Below are 18084 nucleotides of genomic sequence, written 5' to 3'. Positions count from 1 at the left end.
AACGACGATGCGATTCGACAACAGGGTTGCACTCGTGACCGGTGCCGGCAATGGAATCGGCGAGGCGTGTGCCAAAAAGCTTGCAGCTCAAGGGGCAGCCGTCGTCGTGGCGGATATCGACGACGACGCCGGTGAACGAGTGGTCTCGGACATCGAAGAAGCCGGGGGGCGGGCGTCGTACTTCCACGCCGAGATCTCCGATCAGGTCGAAACCGAGGCCATGGTCGGGCATGCAGTGGCGACCTTCGGTGGACTGCACCTCGCGGTGAACAACGCGGGTATCGCGCATCCACTCGGACGGATACACGAGCTCGACCCCGCTGCGTTCGATCTGGCAGTGGCAGTCAATCTTCGAGGCACATTCCTCTGCATGCGAGCCGAGCTCGGGCACTTCGTGTCGGCCGGCGGGGGAGCCATCGTCAACATGACCTCGTGCGCGGGTCTCAAGAATGCCGACCTGATGGCCGGTTACGTCGCGTCCAAGCACGGGGTGGTGGGATTGACGAGAAATGCGGCCATCGACTATGCGCTGGACAATATTCGAGTCAACGCCGTCGCCCCCGGCACCGTCGCCACTCCGGCGATCCTGGCGTATCCGGAAGAGTTGCAGAAGAAGTGGGCGGGTCTGATCCCCATCGGCCGAATGGGAAGGCCGGAGGAGGCCGCAGATCTCGTGGCATTCCTGTTGTCGGACGAGGCGTCCTTCATCACCGGCAGTACGTACGAACTCGACGGCGGAATGATGCAGGCCCTGCCTAGGTAGCTGTGATCGACGAGAGCCCTGAGAGAGGCATGCGATGTATGGCGGTCCACGAATCAAACATCTCGACGATGTTCCTACCGAAGAGATGTTGAGGTTCCGGTTCGAAGACGGGCACACCGCATCGATCTGGGAGAAGTGGATCGAGCTCTCACCCGATTACGTTGCGTTCTGGAACAAGTGGGACCCAGGTGCCATGACGCCGCAACACGGCCATCACGGCAACCACATCAACTTCATCGTGCAGGGAGAGATTCGTAGCAAGGACGGCGTGTGCGGCGTGGGCACTCACATCATGCTCGAATACGGCGACATGTTCGGGCCGTGGGTCGCGGGTCCCGAGGGGTGCGAGCTCTATGGATTCATCGCCGGGGAGGGCTCGCCGTTTCCCGGTGATCCGGCCGTCTTCGCCGCGTTCCTGGCGGAACATGGGGCAGAGCAGGTGCCGTTGCCCATGCCGACCCGCCTTCCGCCGTGGTCGGCGATGAAGAATGCGAAGAGCCAGGTCACTGGCTGGACCGTGGACTGAAGGAGTCGACTAGTGCCTGTTGTAACCGAAACCCGGGACCAGAGCCAGAACCCGGCCTTGACGCCGGATCACTGGGCAGAAGTAGACCCGGACAGACTTGCGGTTCTCGTGCCGGACGGCCCATCGATGACGTACGGCGAGCTGGCGGTTCGATCACGCCGAGTGGCCCAGGATTGGTCCGCGCGAGGAGTGCTGACGGGTGACCGCGTCGCAATCGCGATGGAGAATCGCGCAGACTTCCTCGTCGTTGCCGTCGCTGCATTGCGTACGAGCGTCCGATTGGTCGCCGTAGGAACGCATCTGACGGCCGACGAGATCACGCACGTCATCGTCGATTCCGACGCTCGACTCGTCGTCACCTCCGCGCGATACCTGGATACGGTCTGCGGCGCGGTTCACGGTGCGCCTGGTGCTCCGGTCATTCTCGTCGCGGACGACGACCTCCCGTCCTCGGACGGCGCCGACCGTCTGTACGGGGAGACGGTGGATCCCGGCCCCGACGCGACCGCAGGCAACCTGCAGGGCGCGTTCATGTTCTACTCGTCCGGCACCACCGGAAAGCCCAAGGGAATACTTCGCGACATGCTCGATGTGCAGTTCGCACAGGGAGATCCGCTCACAGCCGGGTTCGCGGCGATGTGGGGGTTCACCGGCGGATCGGTGTGGCTCAACTCGGCCCCGCTCTACCACGCGTATCCGCTGCAGAGCTGCACCTCGGTTGTCAGGTGGGGCGGGACGCTCGTGCTCACCGAGCGATTCGACGCCGAGCAGACTCTCCGGCTGATCGAACGTCACTCGGTAACGCACACCAGTGTGGTTCCGACGATGTTCGTGCGTCTGCTCGGCCTGCCTGCCGAGACGAGGTCGAGGTACGACGTGTCGAGCCTGCGCTGCGTCATTCATGCCGGTGCAGCATGTGCGGTCTCGGTCAAGCAAGCGATGATGACGTGGTGGGGCCCCATTCTCTACGAGTTCTACGGCGGCAGCGAGAACATCGGAATGGTGCTGATCACGCCACAGGAATGGCTCCGACATCGTGGATCGGTCGGAAAGCCTGCGCCTGGAACGATTTCGGTGCGGGACGACGACGGGCGACCGGTGGCACCGACGGTGCGCGGCACCGTCTGGTTCGAGCACGCGCCGAAGTTCAGCTATCACAAGTCGCCGGAGAAGACCGCGGGTGTCTTCGACGCGTCGGGTCGCGCGACCCTGGGCGACCTCGGGTACCTGGACGACGACGGCTATCTCTACCTCGACGGCCGTCGGGTCGATCTGATCATCTCCGGTGGAGTCAACATCTATCCCGCAGAGATCGAGGACCGCCTCGCCGAACACCCCGCCGTCTTCGACGTAGCCGTGATCGGTGTGCCCGACCACGAGTTCGGGCAGCAGGTGAAGGCGGTCGTCGAGCTGGAGCCCGGGGTGGACGCCAGTGATGAACTGGCGGCGGCACTGATGGCCCACACGCGGCAGGTACTGGCGGGGTACAAGTGCCCCAGGTCGGTGGACTTCGCAACGAGCCTGCCGCGAACACCGACCGGGAAGCTTCTCAAACGAGTTCTGCTGGAGCAGTATTGGACCACCGAGGGAGAGGGTCAGCCATGAGCCACGCCATAGTTCTGGTGCACGGAGGTCAACACACATCCGAGTGTTGGGAGCCGACGGTGTCCGCGCTGGCTGCCCTGCATCCCGACATCGAGGTCATTGCCGTGGATCTACCCGGGAGAGCGGGCAATCCAGCAGACATCCGCACGGTTGGGATCGCGGACTGCGTGGCGTCGGTGGTTGCCGACATCGAGAACGCCGGGGTGGACGAGGTCATGCTGGTGGCGCACTCCATGGCCGGGGTCACCGTTCCGGGCGTTGCAGCGGCGTTGGGCGCAGATCGGGTGTCACGCATGGTCTTCGTCGCGGCGGCCGTGCCGCCGGATGGTAAATCGATTCTGCAGGATCTCGTCGGCGATCTTCAGGAGGAGGTGAGCGACAAGGTCGACGATCAGGCCGAACCGGCCCCGTTCCCCCGCGAACTGGCAGAGCAGCTGTTCTGCAACGGCATGACGGGCGAGCAGACCGAGTTCAGCATCTCGGGACTGTGTGCCGAATCGACCTTGCTGGCAACGCAACCCGTGGACCGGAGCGCGATGCCCACGTCGATTCCGCGGACGTGGATACTCACCGGCCAGGACCGAGCAGTCACTCCCGAACAGCAGCGCGCGCACATCGACAACCTCGGCGGCGTGGAGGATGTGGTGGAGATCGACACCTGTCACAACGTGATGATCAGCGAACCCGAGATTCTGGCGAAGGTGCTCGTGGACCACTTCTGATCACCCGTTATGAGGTCGACGGTGACGAGAGCGAATCCGTCCGTCACCGCCGGTTTCGCTCACGATCAGGGAATGCCGCCGTCCGATCGCACGATCGTTCCCGAGGTGTAGCTCGACGCACTGCTGGCGAGAAACAGTGCTGCACCGACGATCTCGGGCGGCTGTCCGATGCGCTCGAGATGCAGCCGCTTGGACGCCTCCATGGTCTGCTCCATGTCCCATGCGGCGGCGATGTCGGTCATGTACTGACCAGGCATAAGCGTGTTCACGCGTACTTCGGGTCCGAGGAGATCGGCGAATCCCTCGGTCATGGCATTGAGACCGTTCTTGGCAGCGGCATAGGGGATGATCGAGCCCATCGGACGGAGCGAGCCGGTGCTGCTGACGTTGATGACGCTGCCGGAACCCTGTGCCTTCATTCGGGTGCCGATCAGTTGGGTCAGCCGAAAGGGGCCCTTCAGGTTCAGTCCGAGAACACTGTCGTACATCTTCTCGGTGACGTCTGTGACGCTGTCATAGGTGGGGGACATGCCGGCATTGTTGACCAGAACGTCTATGCGACCGAATCTTTCGTACGCCGCGTCGACGAGCCCCTCGATCTCGTCCCAATGACCGAGATGACAGCTGTAGGCGAGGCCCTGCCGTCCGATCGCTTCGATCTCCGCGACCACCTGCTGGCAGTTCTCCAATTTGCGACTGGCGACGACGACGTCGGCACCGGCCTTGGCGAAGGCCAGTGCCATCTGTCGACCCATACCGCGGCTACCGCCCGTGACCAGTGCGACCTTGCCGGCGAGGCTGAACAGGTCGAACGGAGATCCGGTGTCGGTGGCTGCGGAGTTGCTGTTGTCGTCCATACTGGAACTCATCAGTCTCCTAGAAACAGAATGTGATTACTCGAGATGCAGAACGATACATCAGATTCTCGGTCACCGGCATCAAATAGCCGGGCCGCACAGGCTGCCGCGCGGCGGACCGAGCGGCAGCGCAAATCTGCCGAGGACGAAATCGAGCGGTTGCTCGACGTGACCCTCGGACTGATCGAAAAGTCGGCTCCAGCAATGCCTTCGGTGTCCGAGATCGTCGCGGCGGCCGGTATTTCGAACCAAACGCTGTACCGTTCGTTTCCGAGCAAGGACGACCTGGTACTCGCCGTCCTGGAGAAGGGCGTCAGTCGAGTGGTCGAGTTCGTGAGCGGACGGATGAACGAGGTCGACGGTCCACGTGAGCAGGTTGCGGCGTGGACTCGCGGAGTGCTGCGACAGGTCAGTAGTGTCGAAGCGGCGCAGACTTCGCGGACGGTGCTCGGACACTTGAGCAAGTCCGGATCCGCGTCTCCCGGCGGCAGCCAGCACGAGCTGCTGAAACCGATCTCTGATCTGCTCGTCGCACCCCTCGATGCTCTCGGTTGCGATCCGGTGCGCGACGGGGCATGTATTTCCGACCTCGTACTCGGTGCGATGCGTCGTCACCTGTGGGGTTCGACGGCACCGACCGATGCGGACGTCGAGTGGATCAGCGAGTTCGCGCTCGGCGGGCTGAATATCGACTGAACAGTGAAGATCGTTTCTCGACAACGGGACTCGGCACAGGGAGAGGGCACCGACGATGACTGTGGGAATTTCGGATCTGACGGGCAAGGTCGCAGTGGTGACCGGGGGAGCGGCCGGTATCGGATACGCGATCGCGTCGTCGCTGATCGCCCGGGGCGCCGAGGTGACCATCGCCGATGTGGAGAGATCGGCGCTGGAGTCGGCGTCGTCGGCCCTCGGGGTTGCCGGCGTCGTGACAGACGTATCGAGCGCCGAGGAGGTGCGGGCACTGGCAGACTGCGTGGTGAATCGTCACGGCAGGATCGACATCGCCGTGAACAATGCCGGGGTCGCGAAGATCGCACCGTTCGATCAGCTCACCCTCGACGACTTCCGCTGGATGATCGACGTCAACCTCTGGGGCGTCATCAACGGAATGAACGTGTTCCTTCCGATCATCGAATCGACCTCGACGCACGGGTACGTCGTGAACACCGCGTCGATCGCCGGTGTGCGGACCGGTCCCTCGCTCGCGGCGTACGGAGTGACCAAGTTCGGCGTGGTCGCGTTGACGGAAACGGTGAGTGACGAACTTGCTCATCGTGATTCACATGTCGGCGTCGGCGTCCTCGTTCCGGCGATGGTGCGATCGAATATCGCGAACAGCGAACGCAACAGGCCGGGGGCGAATCCGACACGCACCGGTCCGATGCAACCCGCCGGAATCCTGGCTGCGGAGGTGGTCGGCGAGATCGTCGCCGATTCGATCGAGCACGGTGACCTGTACATCGTGACGCATCCCGACTCGCTTGCGTCGGTGCGTGCTCGTCATCGGCGAATCGAAGACGCGTTCGTCGACGCGGGTCGACGCCTCGCACGTTGACAGTTGTGATTGCTGTCACTAACGTACATAGGTGTCAGATTCAAACACGTGAAACAGGCCGTGGTGCCGCGTGGGCGTCGAGCACGATGCCCCCGATTCGTCGCACCCGGTCTCGATCGAAAGCAATGGTGTCAGCATGGCCACAGAGAAGGACATCGACGCAGCGGACTGGACCGATCAGGATCTGCTGACGCGTGACGAGGCCGGTGAGCGGTTGGTCGAGGAGATCGAAGCCACCCGAGCTCATCTGAGCGAGTTGGAGTCCCGAACCGACGATCCCAACGCGCCCGCGTCGATGGAGATGACTCGTCGTCGACTGATTGCCATGGAGAACCTGCAGGAATCGCTCTGATCGTCGCCGGTTGTCGGCTACATCCACGCGCAAGGAGTACATATGGGTACACGGTTGTCCGACAAGGTAATACTGATCTCCGGATCCACCCGTGGCATCGGTCGTTCCATGGCGGAACATTTCGCGTCGGAAGGGGCCAAGGTCGCGGTCACGGGGCGAACTGCGGATCGCGGTAACAAGGTTGTGGCCCGCATCCGAGAAGCCGGGGGCGAGGCGGAGTTCTTCTCCCTGGACGTCACGAACGAGGACAGCATTCGCGATGTGGTGGCATCCACCGTCGAACGCTTCGGGAAGCTGACCACCCTGGTCAACAACGCGGCTCCCACCGAGGCGGTGGCCACGACGATCAAGCCCATCCACGAATACTCCAACGAGGAGTGGCAGGCGATCATGACCGGTACGGTCACCGGCAACGTGTTCTGGGCGTCGAAGTATGCCTGGCCGCACCTCGTCTCGGCCGACGGCGCGTCGATCCTGAACATCTCGTCGGGTCAGTCCGTGGCCGGGTTCAAGGGCTTCGGCGCCTACGGGGCCGCGAAGTCTGCGGTGAACTCGTTGACGCGATCACTCGCTGTGGAAGGTAGCGCCGACGGCATCCGGGCCAACTGCATTCTCGTGGGCCGAGTGGTCGCCGGCCGCGGCGATTCGGGTCACCACACCGGCGGTGGCAGGCTCACACGAATCGGCAACCCCATGGATATCGCTTATGCAGCAACGTATCTCGTGTCGGATGAGGCAGCGTTCGCGACCGGGTCGCTGGTGACCGTCGACGGCGGGTTCTCGATCAACGGCGACGCCGTACAGGACGCCGAGGATGCGGCTCTGGCCTCGAGTCGATGAGACCGAGCTGATCCACCCGAGTTCCTCTTCACCCCGGTAGTCGAGATATGACATCGACTGCCGGGGTGATTCGTGCGAGAAGGGTCAGCATGTTCGACACCATGAATTCGTGGGTCTCGGGAGACGAGCCTGCGGTGCAGTCCTCGGCGAGCACGACGGAGTAGCCGCGATTGACCGCCTCGAGCGCAAGTCCGGGCAGTGCGATATTGCTCGAAACGCCGGCTAGAACGAGCGTGGCGACGTTCTCCAATCGCAGCATGACGTCCAAGTCGGTGCCGTAGAAGGCGGTCAAGCCGGTGGCGCGTGAGCTCACGATGTCGCTCTGTTCGGGTCCGAGGTCTGCTGGGATCTCGACGTCTTCGGAGCCCACGGTCATGGATCGGTGTTTGAGCGACATCGCGCCGAGATAGGAGTTGGGCCGCATGCCCTTGAAGTCGGCGCGGTGTTCGATGATGCAGTGCACCACCGGCAGGCCGCGAGCGCGAAACTCGGTTGCCAGTGTGGCAGTTCTTCCCACCACGTTCCTCGCGGCTGCCATCGCTGCCAGGCCGGGTGACACGGATCGCTCGGGTTCGAGAATTCCACGCTGGCATTCGCTGATGATCAGTGCGGGGGACGGGTACGGGTCATCGCTCACGTAGTGGAGGCCTTTGCTGGAGTGGAGGGTGCGGACGTGTGGGTCCTCCAGGTGACGATAGAGCCAGTTGTGTGATTGCGCATCGGATTGCGTAGACATCCATCGCCTGTTCAAGGCGCTTGCCAAATAGTGACACAACTGCCAGAATCGCAAAGGTGGGTTACCCGGATCACATTCTTAGGCGGTTTCAATGATCGATACCGAAGAGGTCTCGACGCCACTCGTCGATTTGAACTGGTGGCAGAACAACCCGGCCGAACGCGACGAGGTGTTCGCGGACCTGCGAAGGAACCACCCCCAGGTCTTCGTCCCCGTCGGCGCCGCCGGAACCGGTCGAGCCAAGGGCTTCTATGCGCTGACGCGGCACGCCGACATCCTCGAAGTGAGTCGCCGTCCGGAGGACTTCTCCTCGGGTGAGGGCACTCAGATCTTCGATCAGCCGCAGAAGCTGCGCGAGTACCGCGGATCGATCATCGACATGGACAATCCCGAGCATGCACGCATGCGCAAGATCGTCTCGCGCGGATTCACCACGCGGTCGCTCGAAGGTCTGCGTGACGAGGTCGAAGCAACAGTCCGCGAGATCCTCGACGAGATGCCCGCCTCGGGTGAGTGCGATTTCGTCAGCGACTTCGCAGCGCTCCTGCCGTTGCGGATCATCGACAACATGCTCGGTATCCCGCGCGAACACGAGAAGTTCATCCTCGAAGCGACCAACACCATTCTCGGTGCCTCGGACGCGGAGTACATCGAGGACCAGACGGCCGCCGGAATCGGCAAGGCCGTCACCGCGGCCAGTGAAGGTTTGATCACGCTGCTGCGCACTCTCTCCGAAGAGCGCATCGCGGACCCCAAGGACGACCTGATCACCAGATTGGTGGCGGCGACCGAGGGCGACAACCTGACTCCCGCCGAAATGGCGAAATTCTTCATCCTGCTCGTCGGGGCAGGCAACGAGACCACGCGGAACGTCATCACACACGGGCTGTTGGTGCTCAGTCGCAATCCTGATCAGCGCGACACGTGGATGTCGGACTACGAGAACTACGCGACGGGCGCCATCGAGGAGATGTTGCGTTGGGCGAGCCCGGTGGTACACATGCGTCGGACCGTCACCCGGGACGGAGTTCGCCTCGGCGACAAAGAATTCGTCAAGGGTGACAAGGTGGTGCTGTGGTACACCTCGGCCAATCGCGACGAGGAGGTGTTCGAGAATCCGTACAACTTCGACATCACCCGGGACCCCAACCCGCATCTCGCTTTCGGAGCACCGGGTCCGCACTTCTGCCTCGGCGCGCACCTCGCGCGACTGGAGCTGGACGTCGCGTTCCGCGAACTGTTCACCCGGTACCCCGACATTCGCGCAGTGGGAGAGCCCGCCGTGCTCCGATCGAATTTCCTCAACGGCATCAAACATCTACGGGCGACGTACAGTGTCGGCTGACCTCGTGAGTGTGACGCTGTTGTCAGATCAGACGGATCAATGGAGCCCCGTAAGTGGCTCGGCAGGGAGCAGGGCATGACGGAAACGATTGTGAATCACGACGTCGACACCGCGGTCGTGTCGGAACTCTCAGGCGGAATCCTGACAATTACGTTGAACAGGCCCGACGCCGCGAACGCGATCCGCCCCGACGATCGCAATGCCTTGATTGCACTCTTTCTCGACGCCGATTCCGACCCGAATGTTCGCGTTGTCGTTCTTCGTGCGAACGGACGTAACTTCTGCGCGGGTGCGGACGTCGTCAAGCTCGCCGACGGCCATGCCAAGAACGTAAAGCGGGTGACCGGACCGATGCGCACGATCATGACCGGAGCCCAGAAACTCGTTGCGGCCGTGCTCGATTGTGGAAAGCCCGTGATCACCGTGGTGCAGGGCGCTGCGGCCGGGATCGGAGCGCACCTCGCGTACGCGTCGGACCTCGTGATTGCTACGGATGCCGCGTACTTCGCCGAGTCGTTCGTCAAGCGTGGACTGGTCGTCGACGGTGGGGGTGCCTACCTCCTGCCGCGCAGGATCGGAATGCAGAAAGCCAAGGAGATGGTCTTCTTCGGTGAGAAGTTGACCGCTGCAGAGGCATTGACCCTCGGTTTGGTGAACAGGGTCGTTCCCACCGCCGATCTCGATGCTGCCGTGGCCGACTTCGCCGACCGGTTGGCAGTGGCTCCGACGAGCGCGATCGCGTTGACGAAGCGCTTGTTCAACGATTCACCCGACTCCGATCGCACCGCGTCGTTCGTCGCCGAAGCGATGGCGCAGGAGATCCAGTCCTACGCGCAGGACTCGAAGGAGGGCGTTACCGCCTTCGTTCAGAAGCGCCCCGCCGAATACGTGGGCTGGTGAACGACGATGGCTGACAATGCAACCGAGAAGCCGCGCGCCGATCTGCCCACGGTCGAGAATGCGAGCCGTCCGTACTGGGACGCCGCGAAGGCCGGGACACTGCTGATCGCGTCGTGCAACGACTGCTCGCGGGTGCACCACTACCCGCGGCCGTTCTGCCCGTTCTGCTGGAGCGAGAACGTCGTGGCCGTCGCGGCCAGCGGACGTGGAACGCTGTATACGTATTCGACGGTCTACGTCAATGATCTTCACCCGTTCAAGAGCCGGTTGCCGTACATCGCGGCCATGGTCGAGCTCGACGAGGGACCGCGCGTGATGACCAACATCGAGGGTGCCGCACCTGAGGATCTCGAGGTCGGCATGGCCGTCGAGGTCTTCTTCCGGCCGATCACCGACGACATCGACGCAACGGTGTTCCGTCCCGTCGCGTCCTGATCGCATTCACTTCCAGAGAACGACACAAGGAGAAACACACACATGAGCGGACTGCTCGACGGCAAGGTTGCACTCGTCACCGGATCCGGGCACGGCATCGGACGTGGACATGCGCTTGAGCTCGCGAAGCACGGAGCGACGGTCATAGTCAACGATCTCGGTACCTCGCTGGACGGAGAGGGCACGGGCAAGGTTGCCGACGACGTCGTGGCCATCATCGAATCCCGTGGCGGAAAAGCGATCTCGGATTTCTCCGACGTCGGTGACGAGGCGCAGGTCGACGCTCTGGTCGAGCGTGCGTACGCCGAACTCGGGCGTCTCGACATCGTGGTGAACAACGCCGGTATCGTTCGCGACCGTGCGATCTGGAACATGAGTGCTGACGATTTCGACCTGGTCATGCGTGTACACGTGCGAGGAAGTTGGCTCACCACACGGGCTGTGGCTCGTAAGTGGCGTGACGAGTCGAAGGCGTCCGGGGGAAAGGTGTACGGGCGCATCATCAATACCACGTCGGGCGCGGGGCTACTCGGTCACTTCGGTCAGACGAACTACAGCGCTGCCAAAGCCGCCATCGTGGGGCTGACACAGACGTCGAGTCTCGAACTGGCCTCGATCGGCGCAACGGTGAACGCCATCAGCCCTGGCGGACGTACTCGTATGTCCGCGACGATGGCAGGCAGTGCCCCGGCCATCGAGCCCGACGAACGTGGCGAAGACGAGTTCGACCCCAAGGATCCGTCACTCGGCTCGCCCGTGGTTGCGTGGCTCGCGAGCCCGGAGGCCGGCCACGTCAGTGGGCAGGTCATCAAGGCGCTCGGCGAGAACATTCAACTGCTCAAGGCGTGGTCGCCCGTGGCAGTGGTCTCCAACGGTGGAAAGCGCTGGGACGCCAACAAGCTCGGCGGGGTATTCGCAACGGACGTGTTCGGCACCCGTGCCGCCGGCCTGCGTATGGGCGGATAGGGCTCCGGGCGTGGACTTCTCGGTCGACGTCGACGGCGTGCCGATCCGCTATCGCGTCACCGGACACGGCGCGCACGACCACGGCGCGCACGACATCGTGCTGATTCACGGTCATCTGGCGAATTCCCAGTGGTGGCAGCAGATCGTGCCGTTGCTGGGGGACCGGTACCGGTTGGTGCTCGTCGACCTCGGCGGGCACGGAGACAGCGGCCACCGCGACGCGTACTCCGTGCAGCAGTGGGCGGCGGACGTGGTCGGCGTGCTCGACGACCTCGGATCGACGGACGTCGTTCTCGCCGCGCACAGTCTCGGCGGGGCCGTCGCCATCGGTGTTGCTGCGCAGCACAGCTCGCGCGTGAGGTCGGTGGTGTTGTTCGACACGCTCATCGCCGGACTCGCCGAGCCGCGGCCGCAGCTTCCCGAACGGCCGCAGGGTCGATCGGTACCGTACTCGACCGTAGCCGAGGCGATTTCGCGGTTCCGACTGATGCCGCCGCAACCTCCGGTCGCACCCGAGCTGACAACGCCCATCGCGGCGAATTCGCTGAAGGCGGTCGAGGGCGGCTGGGCGTGGAAGTTCGACCGAGTGGGACGCGTGACCTTCGATTACGACTTCGTCCTCGATTCTGCGAGAGCGCTGACGGTGCCGCTGACGTACGTGTATGGCGAGCTCAGTTCGGTTGTCACCACCGCTGCAGTTGCGGATGCAGAGCGAGTACTTCCGCCGGAGACGAGCACCTTCGTGCAGATCCCGGGCGGCTACCATCATCTGGTTCTCGACCACGCCGAGCGATGTGCGGCGCTGATCGAAGAATCGGCAGCCATCGGATCGACATGTGAGAAGAGGACGGTGTTGCCGCAGTGAGTGACTTCACGCGCGACGAGGTGGAGACGGCTTTCCGCCACTACTTTCGGGTGGGTCAGGTGCTCGAGAATTGGGAGGCCTGGGCAAATCTGTTCACCGACGATGCCGTCTACCACGACCACTTCTACGGAAAGTTCACCGGCCCCAGCGAGATTCGGCGTTTCATCGAGGGCACCATGGGTGCGGCCCCGCACGTGTACAACCCGCTGGTCTGGTACGCCATCGATGGTGATCGTGTGGTGTACGAGGTGATCAACCGCGCAGACAATCCCGAGCCTGGCGCGCCGTCGATCGATTTCTCGTCGTGGCAGAACATTCGCTACGCCGGGAACGGCAAGTGGCGCTCGGAGGAAGACCTTTGGCTGATGGCCGAGATGAAGCGCTTCGCGCGCGAATACGATGCCGCGCTGGCCAGGTTCCCACAGACCACTGCCGAACGATTGAGCCGCCAGGACTGGGGCGACTCACCGGACTGGGCCCGCCCGGCGGACGATCATGCGGCTCGGCCGTCGTGGCTGGACCGCCCGAACTTCAGTGCGTTTCGAGGACTCGCCGACATCGACTTCGGCGAGCGCACGCACTGATAGCGAAGACGCTCGTCGTCCGTATGCACCGCCGTGTCGGAACGCGCGCCTGACCCTTCCCCGCATTTCCTTATCTGCGGAGAATCGCAACGACATGCGCACGATCGCGATCGGTCCATCTCGTTCGACTTCGATTACAGATCAGGAGCGTACATACATGACACTGCCGCTGACGGGCATCAAGGTTCTCGACTTCTCCGAACACGGCTTCGTACCCGCCGCCGCGGCTGCGTTGGCCGACTTCGGTGCCGACGTCGTCAAGATCGAGCGGGTGGAGGGCGACGCGATGCGCGCGATCATTCCGAGCGGAATGGTCCCGTCCAAGGACGGTTACGATTTTCTCTTCGAACTCGTCAATCGAAACAAGCGGGGAATTGCGCTCGACATAGGTCGAGCCGAGGGGCGCGGTGTTTTCGAGAAACTGGTGAAGTGGGCCGACGTCGCCATCACCAATCAATTGCCGCGAGTGCAACGCAAACTGCACACCGAGCCGTCGGATCTGCTGGCATTGAATCCTCGCCTCGTCGTAGCCAAGGGGCATGGACAGGGACAGCGCGGACCGGAGTCCGAGGCGGGCGGCTACGACGCCGTATCCTATTGGGCGCGTGGCGGTATGGCTCATGTCCTGACCGACGACGGAGCGGTCCGGCCCGCTCAGCAGCGCCCTGCGATCGGCGACATTCCGAGCGGAATGTTCCTGGCCGGCGGTATCTGTGCGGCTCTCGTGCACGTGTCGCGAACTGGGGAGGGCATCGTGGTGGACACCTCGTTGCTCGGGTCCGCCGCGTGGAACCTGGGCCCCGATATGGCTTACGCGTCGTTGACCGGGGAACAATTACCCAAGGCACCTCTGTCGGACATGGCTCCGCTGATCCGGCAGTACCGATCGGCCGACGAACGTTGGGTGGCGCTGATGATGATCGACGAAGCGCGCTACTGGGAGCCTGCGTTGAAGGCGCTGGGTCTCGATGCGCTGGTCGAGAAGTACCCCGATCAGGCTGCGCGACGGGCGAACCGGGAATCCGTCGCGGCACAGATCGGGGCGGTGATTGCCGGGCTGGACAGCGCCACGCTCACCGAACGACTGGGCGATCACCAGTGCATATTCTCGTTCTATTCCACGCCGGTCGACGTGCAGACCGATACGGCAGTGGCGGCCAACGGTTACCTGATGAAGCACCCCGACCATCCGGATCTTAAGTTGTCTGCGGCACCCGTCCAGTTCGACGACGAGATAGCGTCGATTCGCCGCGCAGCGCCCGAAAAGGGGCAGCATACGCGCGAGATTCTTGCGGAGATCGGTTACAGCGCATCGGACATCGAATCTCTGGTCGAGTCCGAGGTGGTTGTCGAGTGAGGTGACGGGGCCGGTGGCAGCGTCAGGGGCAAAGTTTGGGGAAATAGTTCGCAGGGCCGACCTCGCGGAGATCCTTCTCCATGCTGCCCTTGTACAACGACGCGTCGCCGTCCTCGCCGTACTCGAACCGCTACGCCCAACGCTTGTACGTCCAGTTCAGCGGCTGAAGTCGGTGTGCCTGGCGCCAGTGTTCGACGGCGTCGGTGTGGTCACCGCCGAGTTGAAGGTGCTGGCCGAGCTCGCAGTGCGCTGCGGCCGTTGACTCATCGACAGAGCGGGGTGCGGACCGTGCCACGACGTCCTCCGGCGACAGGACGTATCTGCTCTGCGATCCGTGTTCGGCCCAGTCGAGAACCATCTGCAGGTAGAGCTCCGGCTCCGCGGCGTCGGCCATGGCGCGCGTCATCCCGAGGCGTTCGAGAACCTCTGGAGTGAGGCCTTCCTTGTTGCTGCGCAACACCTTCCGCATCAGCGTGGATGCGATGCGGCTCGAGCATCCGATACGTGCTCGATGCAGACGAGGCGGTCGAGCGGTCCCAACCCCGATCCATCGACTCATCTCTCGCTGCTGCGAATTTCGAGATGGGGGAGTACCTGCACCGTGGTGGAGATCACGCCGCCCCCGTGGAGCACTGGAAGTCCGCCCACTCGCTGCAGCCGAACAACTGGACCTACAAGCGACAGGCGTGGAATCTCGAAGCACCCGACTCCGTCCGCACGGTCGATGCGTACGGATCGGGTTGGCTCGACGACGTTCGTGCTCAGGGAGCGGAATCCTACTTCCCACCTCTTCGCCCCTGAGAGAGATTCAGCGACTGGATGTTTGAGAGCGTCCGTGGTCGAACACCTGTGCCGTCCTGTCGGCCACGCCGTCCGCCGACACACTCCACGCGCGATTGACCGCCGCCTCGCGGTCGATCGCGGTGGCGATGGCGTCATCGGACGCCGCGTCGTAGAGAGCCCAGACCGCCGCGAGCGTGCGGGGGTCGGCGGCGAGCATGGCGTCGGCGACGGCCCACCCTCGGTCGACGAGGTTGTCCGCGGGGACCACCTCGTTGACGATGCCCCAGGCGAGGGCCGTGGGTGCATCGAGATATGAACCCGTGGAGCTCATCTGCCGGGCACGACGGACGCCGACGGCCGCGGACAGTCGACCGGTCAGACCACCGCCCGGGACGATTCCCACTCGGCTGTGTGTGTCGGCGAAGCGGGCGTCGGGGGTGGCGAGCAGAAAGTCGCACGCCAGTGCCAGTTCGAATCCGCCGGTCACCGCCGGGCCCGAGATCAGACCGATCACCGGCGTTACCACGGCGGCGAGCGCCGTGATGCAGTTTCCGTCCGACGACCGCTCGCCGTCGAAGCCGTTCTCCGCCAGGTCTTTCAGGTCCACACCCGAGCAGAATGCGCCGCCGGCACCGGTGAGCAGAACGACCGCGGTGTCGGGATCGGCGTCCGCTGATCGAAGCTCGCGAACGAGGGTGTCGCTGAGCGCGATGGAGAGTGCGTTGCGCACTCGCGGTCGGTTCAGCGTCAACAAGCGGGTGCGTCCGCGCTGCTCGACCAGCACCAGTGCGTTCTCGGATTCCGTCATGATCGGTCATCTACCTTCGACGTGGGGTTACGGTCGGCCGAGAGGGCCTCGCGTTTGGTCATGGCTCGAACGCGTCTGCGCACCGCGCGGGCTGCAGCGATTGCGTCTCCGGCGACGATGGCGTCGACGAGTTCGATGTTGCGCTCGTGCATCCATGCTCGCTCCGATTCGGTGGGAGCGACACCGTGCAGACGCGCGAGGTTGTTTCCTATGTGGACGAACAATTCGAGAACCGAGTTGCCTGCCAGACGCGCGATCTCGGTGTGCACGGTGACTGCGCGTTCTCGGAAATCTTCTGCGGCTGCTTCTTCGGAAAGTACCTGACGCAGTCGATCGATACCGGCGGAATCGATCGTGGCCGTGAGCTCGTGTGCGGCGGACACCTCGAGTGTCTCCATCACCGAATACACGTCACCCGGCGCGAAACCGGTGTATTCGAGGTAGAGCGACGCGTGATCGAGTACTGCGGATCGATCCGGTGCCGTCACCACGAGTCCGCCGCCCGGTCCACGTCGCGGCGTGGCGACGTGACGACTGTCGAGAATCCGACACGCTTCCCGGATCGACGCGCGTCCTACACCGAACCGTTCCATGAGCTCGGACTCCGATCCGATGGATTCGCCGACGCGCCAGCCCGAGGCGACGATGTCGTCCTCGATCGCTCGCGCGACTGCTGCGGCTCGTGATGGTGTGTCGGGCATCGATCTTCTCCTTCGTGCAGCTGTGTTCATGGCAACTGGGTCTATTCCGTGCACGGAATAGACGCTATCTGATCTACTCGACGGTGGGAAGGCGTCCTGCCGCGCCGGTTGCGGCTCGAATCAGTGCAAACAATAGGAGTTGAGTCATGACGCGAGACAGCTCGATGTTCGACGTTCTCGTAGATCCGGGAACGGGGACCGTTGCGAGCATCGCGGGGCAAGCCGAATCGGTCGGGTTCGACGCGGTATGCCTCGGTGAGACCAACCACGATCCGCTGGTCCTGCTCGCAGCAGCATCACAGGCGACGAACGACATTGCGCTCACGACGAGCATTCTCGTCGCCTTCGCGCGCAGCCCGATGGTGACCGCGACGGCGGCCAACGACGTGCAGGCGCTTGCTGCGGGACGCCTCCGGCTGGGGCTGGGCAGTCAGGTCCGCGCACACATCACCCGCCGCTTCGCGATGCCGTGGTCTCGTCCCGCGGCGCGTATGCGCGAATACGTACAAGCACTGCACGCGATCTGGGATTCATGGGAGAACGGGTCGCAGCTGAGCTTCGAGGGCGAATTCTATTCGCACACACTGATGACGCCGATGTTCGATCCTGGGCCCAATCCGTTCGGCCGCCCTCCGGTACTCGTCGCAGGAGTGGGCGGTGGCATGTCGAAGGTCGCGGGCGAGGTCGCCGATGGTTTCCAGGTCCACTCGTTCGTCACCGAGAAGTACCTGACCGAGGTGATTCTGCCGAACATCGACGAGGGGCTGGCTCTGTCCGGACGCACCCGCGCCGATCTGGAGATCTGCGTGACGCCGATGTTGGCGACCGGTACGACAGGCGATGAGATCGCGCGCGCACGTGAGCACGTGCGGGGCCAGATCGCGTTCTACGGTTCCACGCCGTCGTACAAGGGCGTGCTCGACGTGCACGGCTGGGGCGGCGTCCACGAGAAACTGTACGAATTGGCCAAGGTCCGTCGGTGGGACGCGATGTCCGAATTGATCGGTGACGACATGGTGGCCGAGTTCGCCGTGGTCGGGACCCTGGACGAGGCGGCAGCCGAGCTGGACCGACGTTGGGGTCCACTGTCGGATCGGATTGGCGTCTCGGCCCAGACGATGGACGACCTGGAGGCGTGGAGGCCTGTACTGACAGCGCTATCTGAACCTTGTGTCATGTGAGCGGTGGTAACGAGTGCGCTGCGGGCTCGCCTTCGTACAACAGCAGGTTCTACGCATCTAATTCACCAAGTGCAGTATTCGAGGGGTTGCTTGCCACGCGGCTCAGGGATTTCGGACTGAATCCCAGTTTCTTGCCCGGCAATGCGAGACGTCATCTAACGTTTGTGTCACCGATCGCTGTCGTCATTGCCGCACTGAAG

22 protein-coding genes are annotated in these 18084 nt (G+C 63.4%); 17 read left to right on the top strand and 5 right to left on the bottom strand.

Annotated elements, in window-relative coordinates; all coding sequences use genetic code 11:
• Positions 1–7 precede the first annotated feature (7 nt).
• The 4 genes from AB0362_RS04270 to AB0362_RS04255 are packed head-to-tail and all read left to right on the top strand — an operon-like array spanning position 8 to position 3616.
• Positions 8–763, top strand: coding sequence for an SDR family NAD(P)-dependent oxidoreductase (locus AB0362_RS04270; RefSeq protein WP_335742119.1), 756 nt, complete (start codon positions 8–10; stop codon positions 761–763).
• Between the two features lie 34 nt (positions 764–797).
• Positions 798–1289, top strand: a complete 492-nt coding sequence (locus AB0362_RS04265; protein WP_335742120.1) for a hypothetical protein — start codon at positions 798–800, stop codon at positions 1287–1289.
• Positions 1290–1301: 12 nt separating this feature from the next.
• Positions 1302–2894, top strand: coding sequence for an AMP-binding protein (locus AB0362_RS04260; protein ID WP_366234897.1), 1593 nt, complete (start codon positions 1302–1304; stop codon positions 2892–2894).
• On the top strand, positions 2891–3616 hold the full coding sequence (locus AB0362_RS04255; protein ID WP_335742122.1) for an alpha/beta hydrolase: 726 nt from the start codon (positions 2891–2893) through the stop codon (positions 3614–3616). Before AB0362_RS04260 ends, AB0362_RS04255 begins: the two co-directional genes overlap by 4 nt.
• Positions 3617–3681: 65 nt before the next feature.
• Here the strand turns inward: AB0362_RS04255 and AB0362_RS04250 are convergent, their stop codons facing one another.
• Positions 3682–4485: a glucose 1-dehydrogenase gene (locus AB0362_RS04250; protein WP_335742123.1), complete on the bottom strand. Its 804-nt coding sequence runs from the start codon at positions 4483–4485 to the stop codon at positions 3682–3684.
• Positions 4486–4518: 33 nt separating this feature from the next.
• Between AB0362_RS04250 and AB0362_RS04245 the strand changes: the two genes are divergently transcribed.
• The 4 genes from AB0362_RS04245 (at position 4519) to AB0362_RS04230 (ending at position 7223) form a co-directional block, all read left to right on the top strand.
• Positions 4519–5169 carry a TetR/AcrR family transcriptional regulator gene (locus AB0362_RS04245; protein WP_335742124.1) on the top strand — a complete coding sequence of 217 codons (651 nt, stop codon included), beginning with the start codon at positions 4519–4521 and terminating at the stop codon, positions 5167–5169.
• 55 nt (positions 5170–5224) lie between these two features.
• Complete coding sequence (locus tag AB0362_RS04240; protein WP_335742125.1) at positions 5225–6031, top strand: SDR family NAD(P)-dependent oxidoreductase; 807 nt, start codon at positions 5225–5227, stop codon at positions 6029–6031.
• A 136-nt stretch (positions 6032–6167) separates the two neighbouring features.
• Positions 6168–6383 (top strand): hypothetical protein, encoded by a 216-nt coding sequence (locus tag AB0362_RS04235; protein WP_335742126.1) that lies wholly within the window; start codon positions 6168–6170, stop codon positions 6381–6383.
• A gap of 42 nt (positions 6384–6425) precedes the next feature.
• The gene (locus tag AB0362_RS04230) at positions 6426–7223 is read left to right on the top strand and encodes an SDR family oxidoreductase (RefSeq protein WP_335742127.1); all 798 of its coding nucleotides are present in this window, start codon (positions 6426–6428) and stop codon (positions 7221–7223) included.
• A gap of 28 nt (positions 7224–7251) precedes the next feature.
• Here the strand turns inward: AB0362_RS04230 and AB0362_RS04225 are convergent, their stop codons facing one another.
• Positions 7252–7860 carry a cysteine hydrolase gene (locus tag AB0362_RS04225; protein WP_335742128.1) on the bottom strand — a complete coding sequence of 203 codons (609 nt, stop codon included), beginning with the start codon at positions 7858–7860 and terminating at the stop codon, positions 7252–7254.
• A gap of 190 nt (positions 7861–8050) precedes the next feature.
• Between AB0362_RS04225 and AB0362_RS04220 the strand changes: the two genes are divergently transcribed.
• The 7 genes from AB0362_RS04220 to AB0362_RS04190 all read left to right on the top strand — a co-directional run bounded on the left by AB0362_RS04220 (position 8051) and on the right by AB0362_RS04190 (position 14411).
• Positions 8051–9304, top strand: coding sequence for a cytochrome P450 (locus AB0362_RS04220; RefSeq protein WP_335742129.1), 1254 nt, complete (start codon positions 8051–8053; stop codon positions 9302–9304).
• A gap of 75 nt (positions 9305–9379) precedes the next feature.
• The gene (locus AB0362_RS04215; RefSeq protein WP_335742130.1) at positions 9380–10204 is read left to right on the top strand and encodes an enoyl-CoA hydratase-related protein; all 825 of its coding nucleotides are present in this window, start codon (positions 9380–9382) and stop codon (positions 10202–10204) included.
• Between the two features lie 6 nt (positions 10205–10210).
• Positions 10211–10639: a Zn-ribbon domain-containing OB-fold protein gene (locus AB0362_RS04210; RefSeq protein WP_335742131.1), complete on the top strand. Its 429-nt coding sequence runs from the start codon at positions 10211–10213 to the stop codon at positions 10637–10639.
• A 42-nt stretch (positions 10640–10681) separates the two neighbouring features.
• The gene (locus AB0362_RS04205) at positions 10682–11605 is read left to right on the top strand and encodes an SDR family NAD(P)-dependent oxidoreductase (protein WP_335742132.1); all 924 of its coding nucleotides are present in this window, start codon (positions 10682–10684) and stop codon (positions 11603–11605) included.
• 10 nt (positions 11606–11615) lie between these two features.
• Positions 11616–12470 carry an alpha/beta hydrolase gene (locus AB0362_RS04200; protein WP_366234895.1) on the top strand — a complete coding sequence of 285 codons (855 nt, stop codon included), beginning with the start codon at positions 11616–11618 and terminating at the stop codon, positions 12468–12470.
• Complete coding sequence (locus tag AB0362_RS04195) at positions 12467–13054, top strand: nuclear transport factor 2 family protein (protein WP_335742134.1); 588 nt, start codon at positions 12467–12469, stop codon at positions 13052–13054. The genes AB0362_RS04200 and AB0362_RS04195 overlap by 4 nt, the downstream gene beginning before the upstream one ends.
• 157 nt (positions 13055–13211) lie before the next feature.
• Positions 13212–14411 (top strand): CoA transferase, encoded by a 1200-nt coding sequence (locus AB0362_RS04190; protein WP_366234894.1) that lies wholly within the window; start codon positions 13212–13214, stop codon positions 14409–14411.
• A gap of 130 nt (positions 14412–14541) precedes the next feature.
• On the opposite strand, the gene AB0362_RS04185 is transcribed toward AB0362_RS04190, so the two are convergent.
• Positions 14542–14880: a hypothetical protein gene (locus AB0362_RS04185; RefSeq protein WP_366234893.1), complete on the bottom strand. Its 339-nt coding sequence runs from the start codon at positions 14878–14880 to the stop codon at positions 14542–14544.
• A gap of 35 nt (positions 14881–14915) precedes the next feature.
• On the opposite strand from AB0362_RS04185, the gene AB0362_RS04180 reads away from it, so the two are divergent.
• Positions 14916–15212 (top strand): hypothetical protein, encoded by a 297-nt coding sequence (locus AB0362_RS04180; protein WP_366234892.1) that lies wholly within the window; start codon positions 14916–14918, stop codon positions 15210–15212.
• Between the two features lie 7 nt (positions 15213–15219).
• On the opposite strand, the gene AB0362_RS04175 is transcribed toward AB0362_RS04180, so the two are convergent.
• Positions 15220–16002 carry an enoyl-CoA hydratase gene (locus tag AB0362_RS04175; RefSeq protein ID WP_335742137.1) on the bottom strand — a complete coding sequence of 261 codons (783 nt, stop codon included), beginning with the start codon at positions 16000–16002 and terminating at the stop codon, positions 15220–15222.
• Positions 15999–16703: an FCD domain-containing protein gene (locus tag AB0362_RS04170; protein WP_366234891.1), complete on the bottom strand. Its 705-nt coding sequence runs from the start codon at positions 16701–16703 to the stop codon at positions 15999–16001. Before AB0362_RS04170 ends, AB0362_RS04175 begins: the two co-directional genes overlap by 4 nt.
• 146 nt (positions 16704–16849) lie before the next feature.
• On the opposite strand from AB0362_RS04170, the gene AB0362_RS04165 reads away from it, so the two are divergent.
• Positions 16850–17884 (top strand): TIGR03617 family F420-dependent LLM class oxidoreductase, encoded by a 1035-nt coding sequence (locus tag AB0362_RS04165; RefSeq protein ID WP_335742139.1) that lies wholly within the window; start codon positions 16850–16852, stop codon positions 17882–17884.
• Positions 17885–18084 lie beyond the last annotated feature (200 nt).

Source organism: Rhodococcus sp. NPDC079359, from assembly GCF_040702585.1.
Lineage (GTDB): Bacteria > Actinomycetota > Actinomycetes > Mycobacteriales > Mycobacteriaceae > Rhodococcoides.
The sequence above is the reverse complement of the archived record's forward strand: the minus strand, read 5'-3'. Positions and strand labels throughout refer to the sequence as shown.

Coding starts and splice junctions, on each gene's coding strand:
- AB0362_RS04270 (WP_335742119.1), top strand. CDS start 8: ATGCGATTCGACAACAGGGTTGCACTCGTGACCGGTGCCGGCAATGGA.
- AB0362_RS04265 (WP_335742120.1), top strand. CDS start 798: ATGTATGGCGGTCCACGAATCAAACATCTCGACGATGTTCCTACCGAA.
- AB0362_RS04255 (WP_335742122.1), top strand. CDS start 2,891: ATGAGCCACGCCATAGTTCTGGTGCACGGAGGTCAACACACATCCGAG.
- AB0362_RS04250 (WP_335742123.1), bottom strand. CDS start 4,485: ATGAGTTCCAGTATGGACGACAACAGCAACTCCGCAGCCACCGACACC.
- AB0362_RS04245 (WP_335742124.1), top strand. CDS start 4,519: ATGCAGAACGATACATCAGATTCTCGGTCACCGGCATCAAATAGCCGG.
- AB0362_RS04240 (WP_335742125.1), top strand. CDS start 5,225: ATGACTGTGGGAATTTCGGATCTGACGGGCAAGGTCGCAGTGGTGACC.
- AB0362_RS04235 (WP_335742126.1), top strand. CDS start 6,168: ATGGCCACAGAGAAGGACATCGACGCAGCGGACTGGACCGATCAGGAT.
- AB0362_RS04230 (WP_335742127.1), top strand. CDS start 6,426: ATGGGTACACGGTTGTCCGACAAGGTAATACTGATCTCCGGATCCACC.
- AB0362_RS04220 (WP_335742129.1), top strand. CDS start 8,051: ATGATCGATACCGAAGAGGTCTCGACGCCACTCGTCGATTTGAACTGG.
- AB0362_RS04215 (WP_335742130.1), top strand. CDS start 9,380: ATGACGGAAACGATTGTGAATCACGACGTCGACACCGCGGTCGTGTCG.
- AB0362_RS04210 (WP_335742131.1), top strand. CDS start 10,211: ATGGCTGACAATGCAACCGAGAAGCCGCGCGCCGATCTGCCCACGGTC.
- AB0362_RS04205 (WP_335742132.1), top strand. CDS start 10,682: ATGAGCGGACTGCTCGACGGCAAGGTTGCACTCGTCACCGGATCCGGG.
- AB0362_RS04190 (WP_366234894.1), top strand. CDS start 13,212: ATGACACTGCCGCTGACGGGCATCAAGGTTCTCGACTTCTCCGAACAC.
- AB0362_RS04185 (WP_366234893.1), bottom strand. CDS start 14,880: ATGCGGAAGGTGTTGCGCAGCAACAAGGAAGGCCTCACTCCAGAGGTT.
- AB0362_RS04175 (WP_335742137.1), bottom strand. CDS start 16,002: ATGACGGAATCCGAGAACGCACTGGTGCTGGTCGAGCAGCGCGGACGC.
- AB0362_RS04170 (WP_366234891.1), bottom strand. CDS start 16,703: ATGCCCGACACACCATCACGAGCCGCAGCAGTCGCGCGAGCGATCGAG.
- AB0362_RS04165 (WP_335742139.1), top strand. CDS start 16,850: ATGACGCGAGACAGCTCGATGTTCGACGTTCTCGTAGATCCGGGAACG.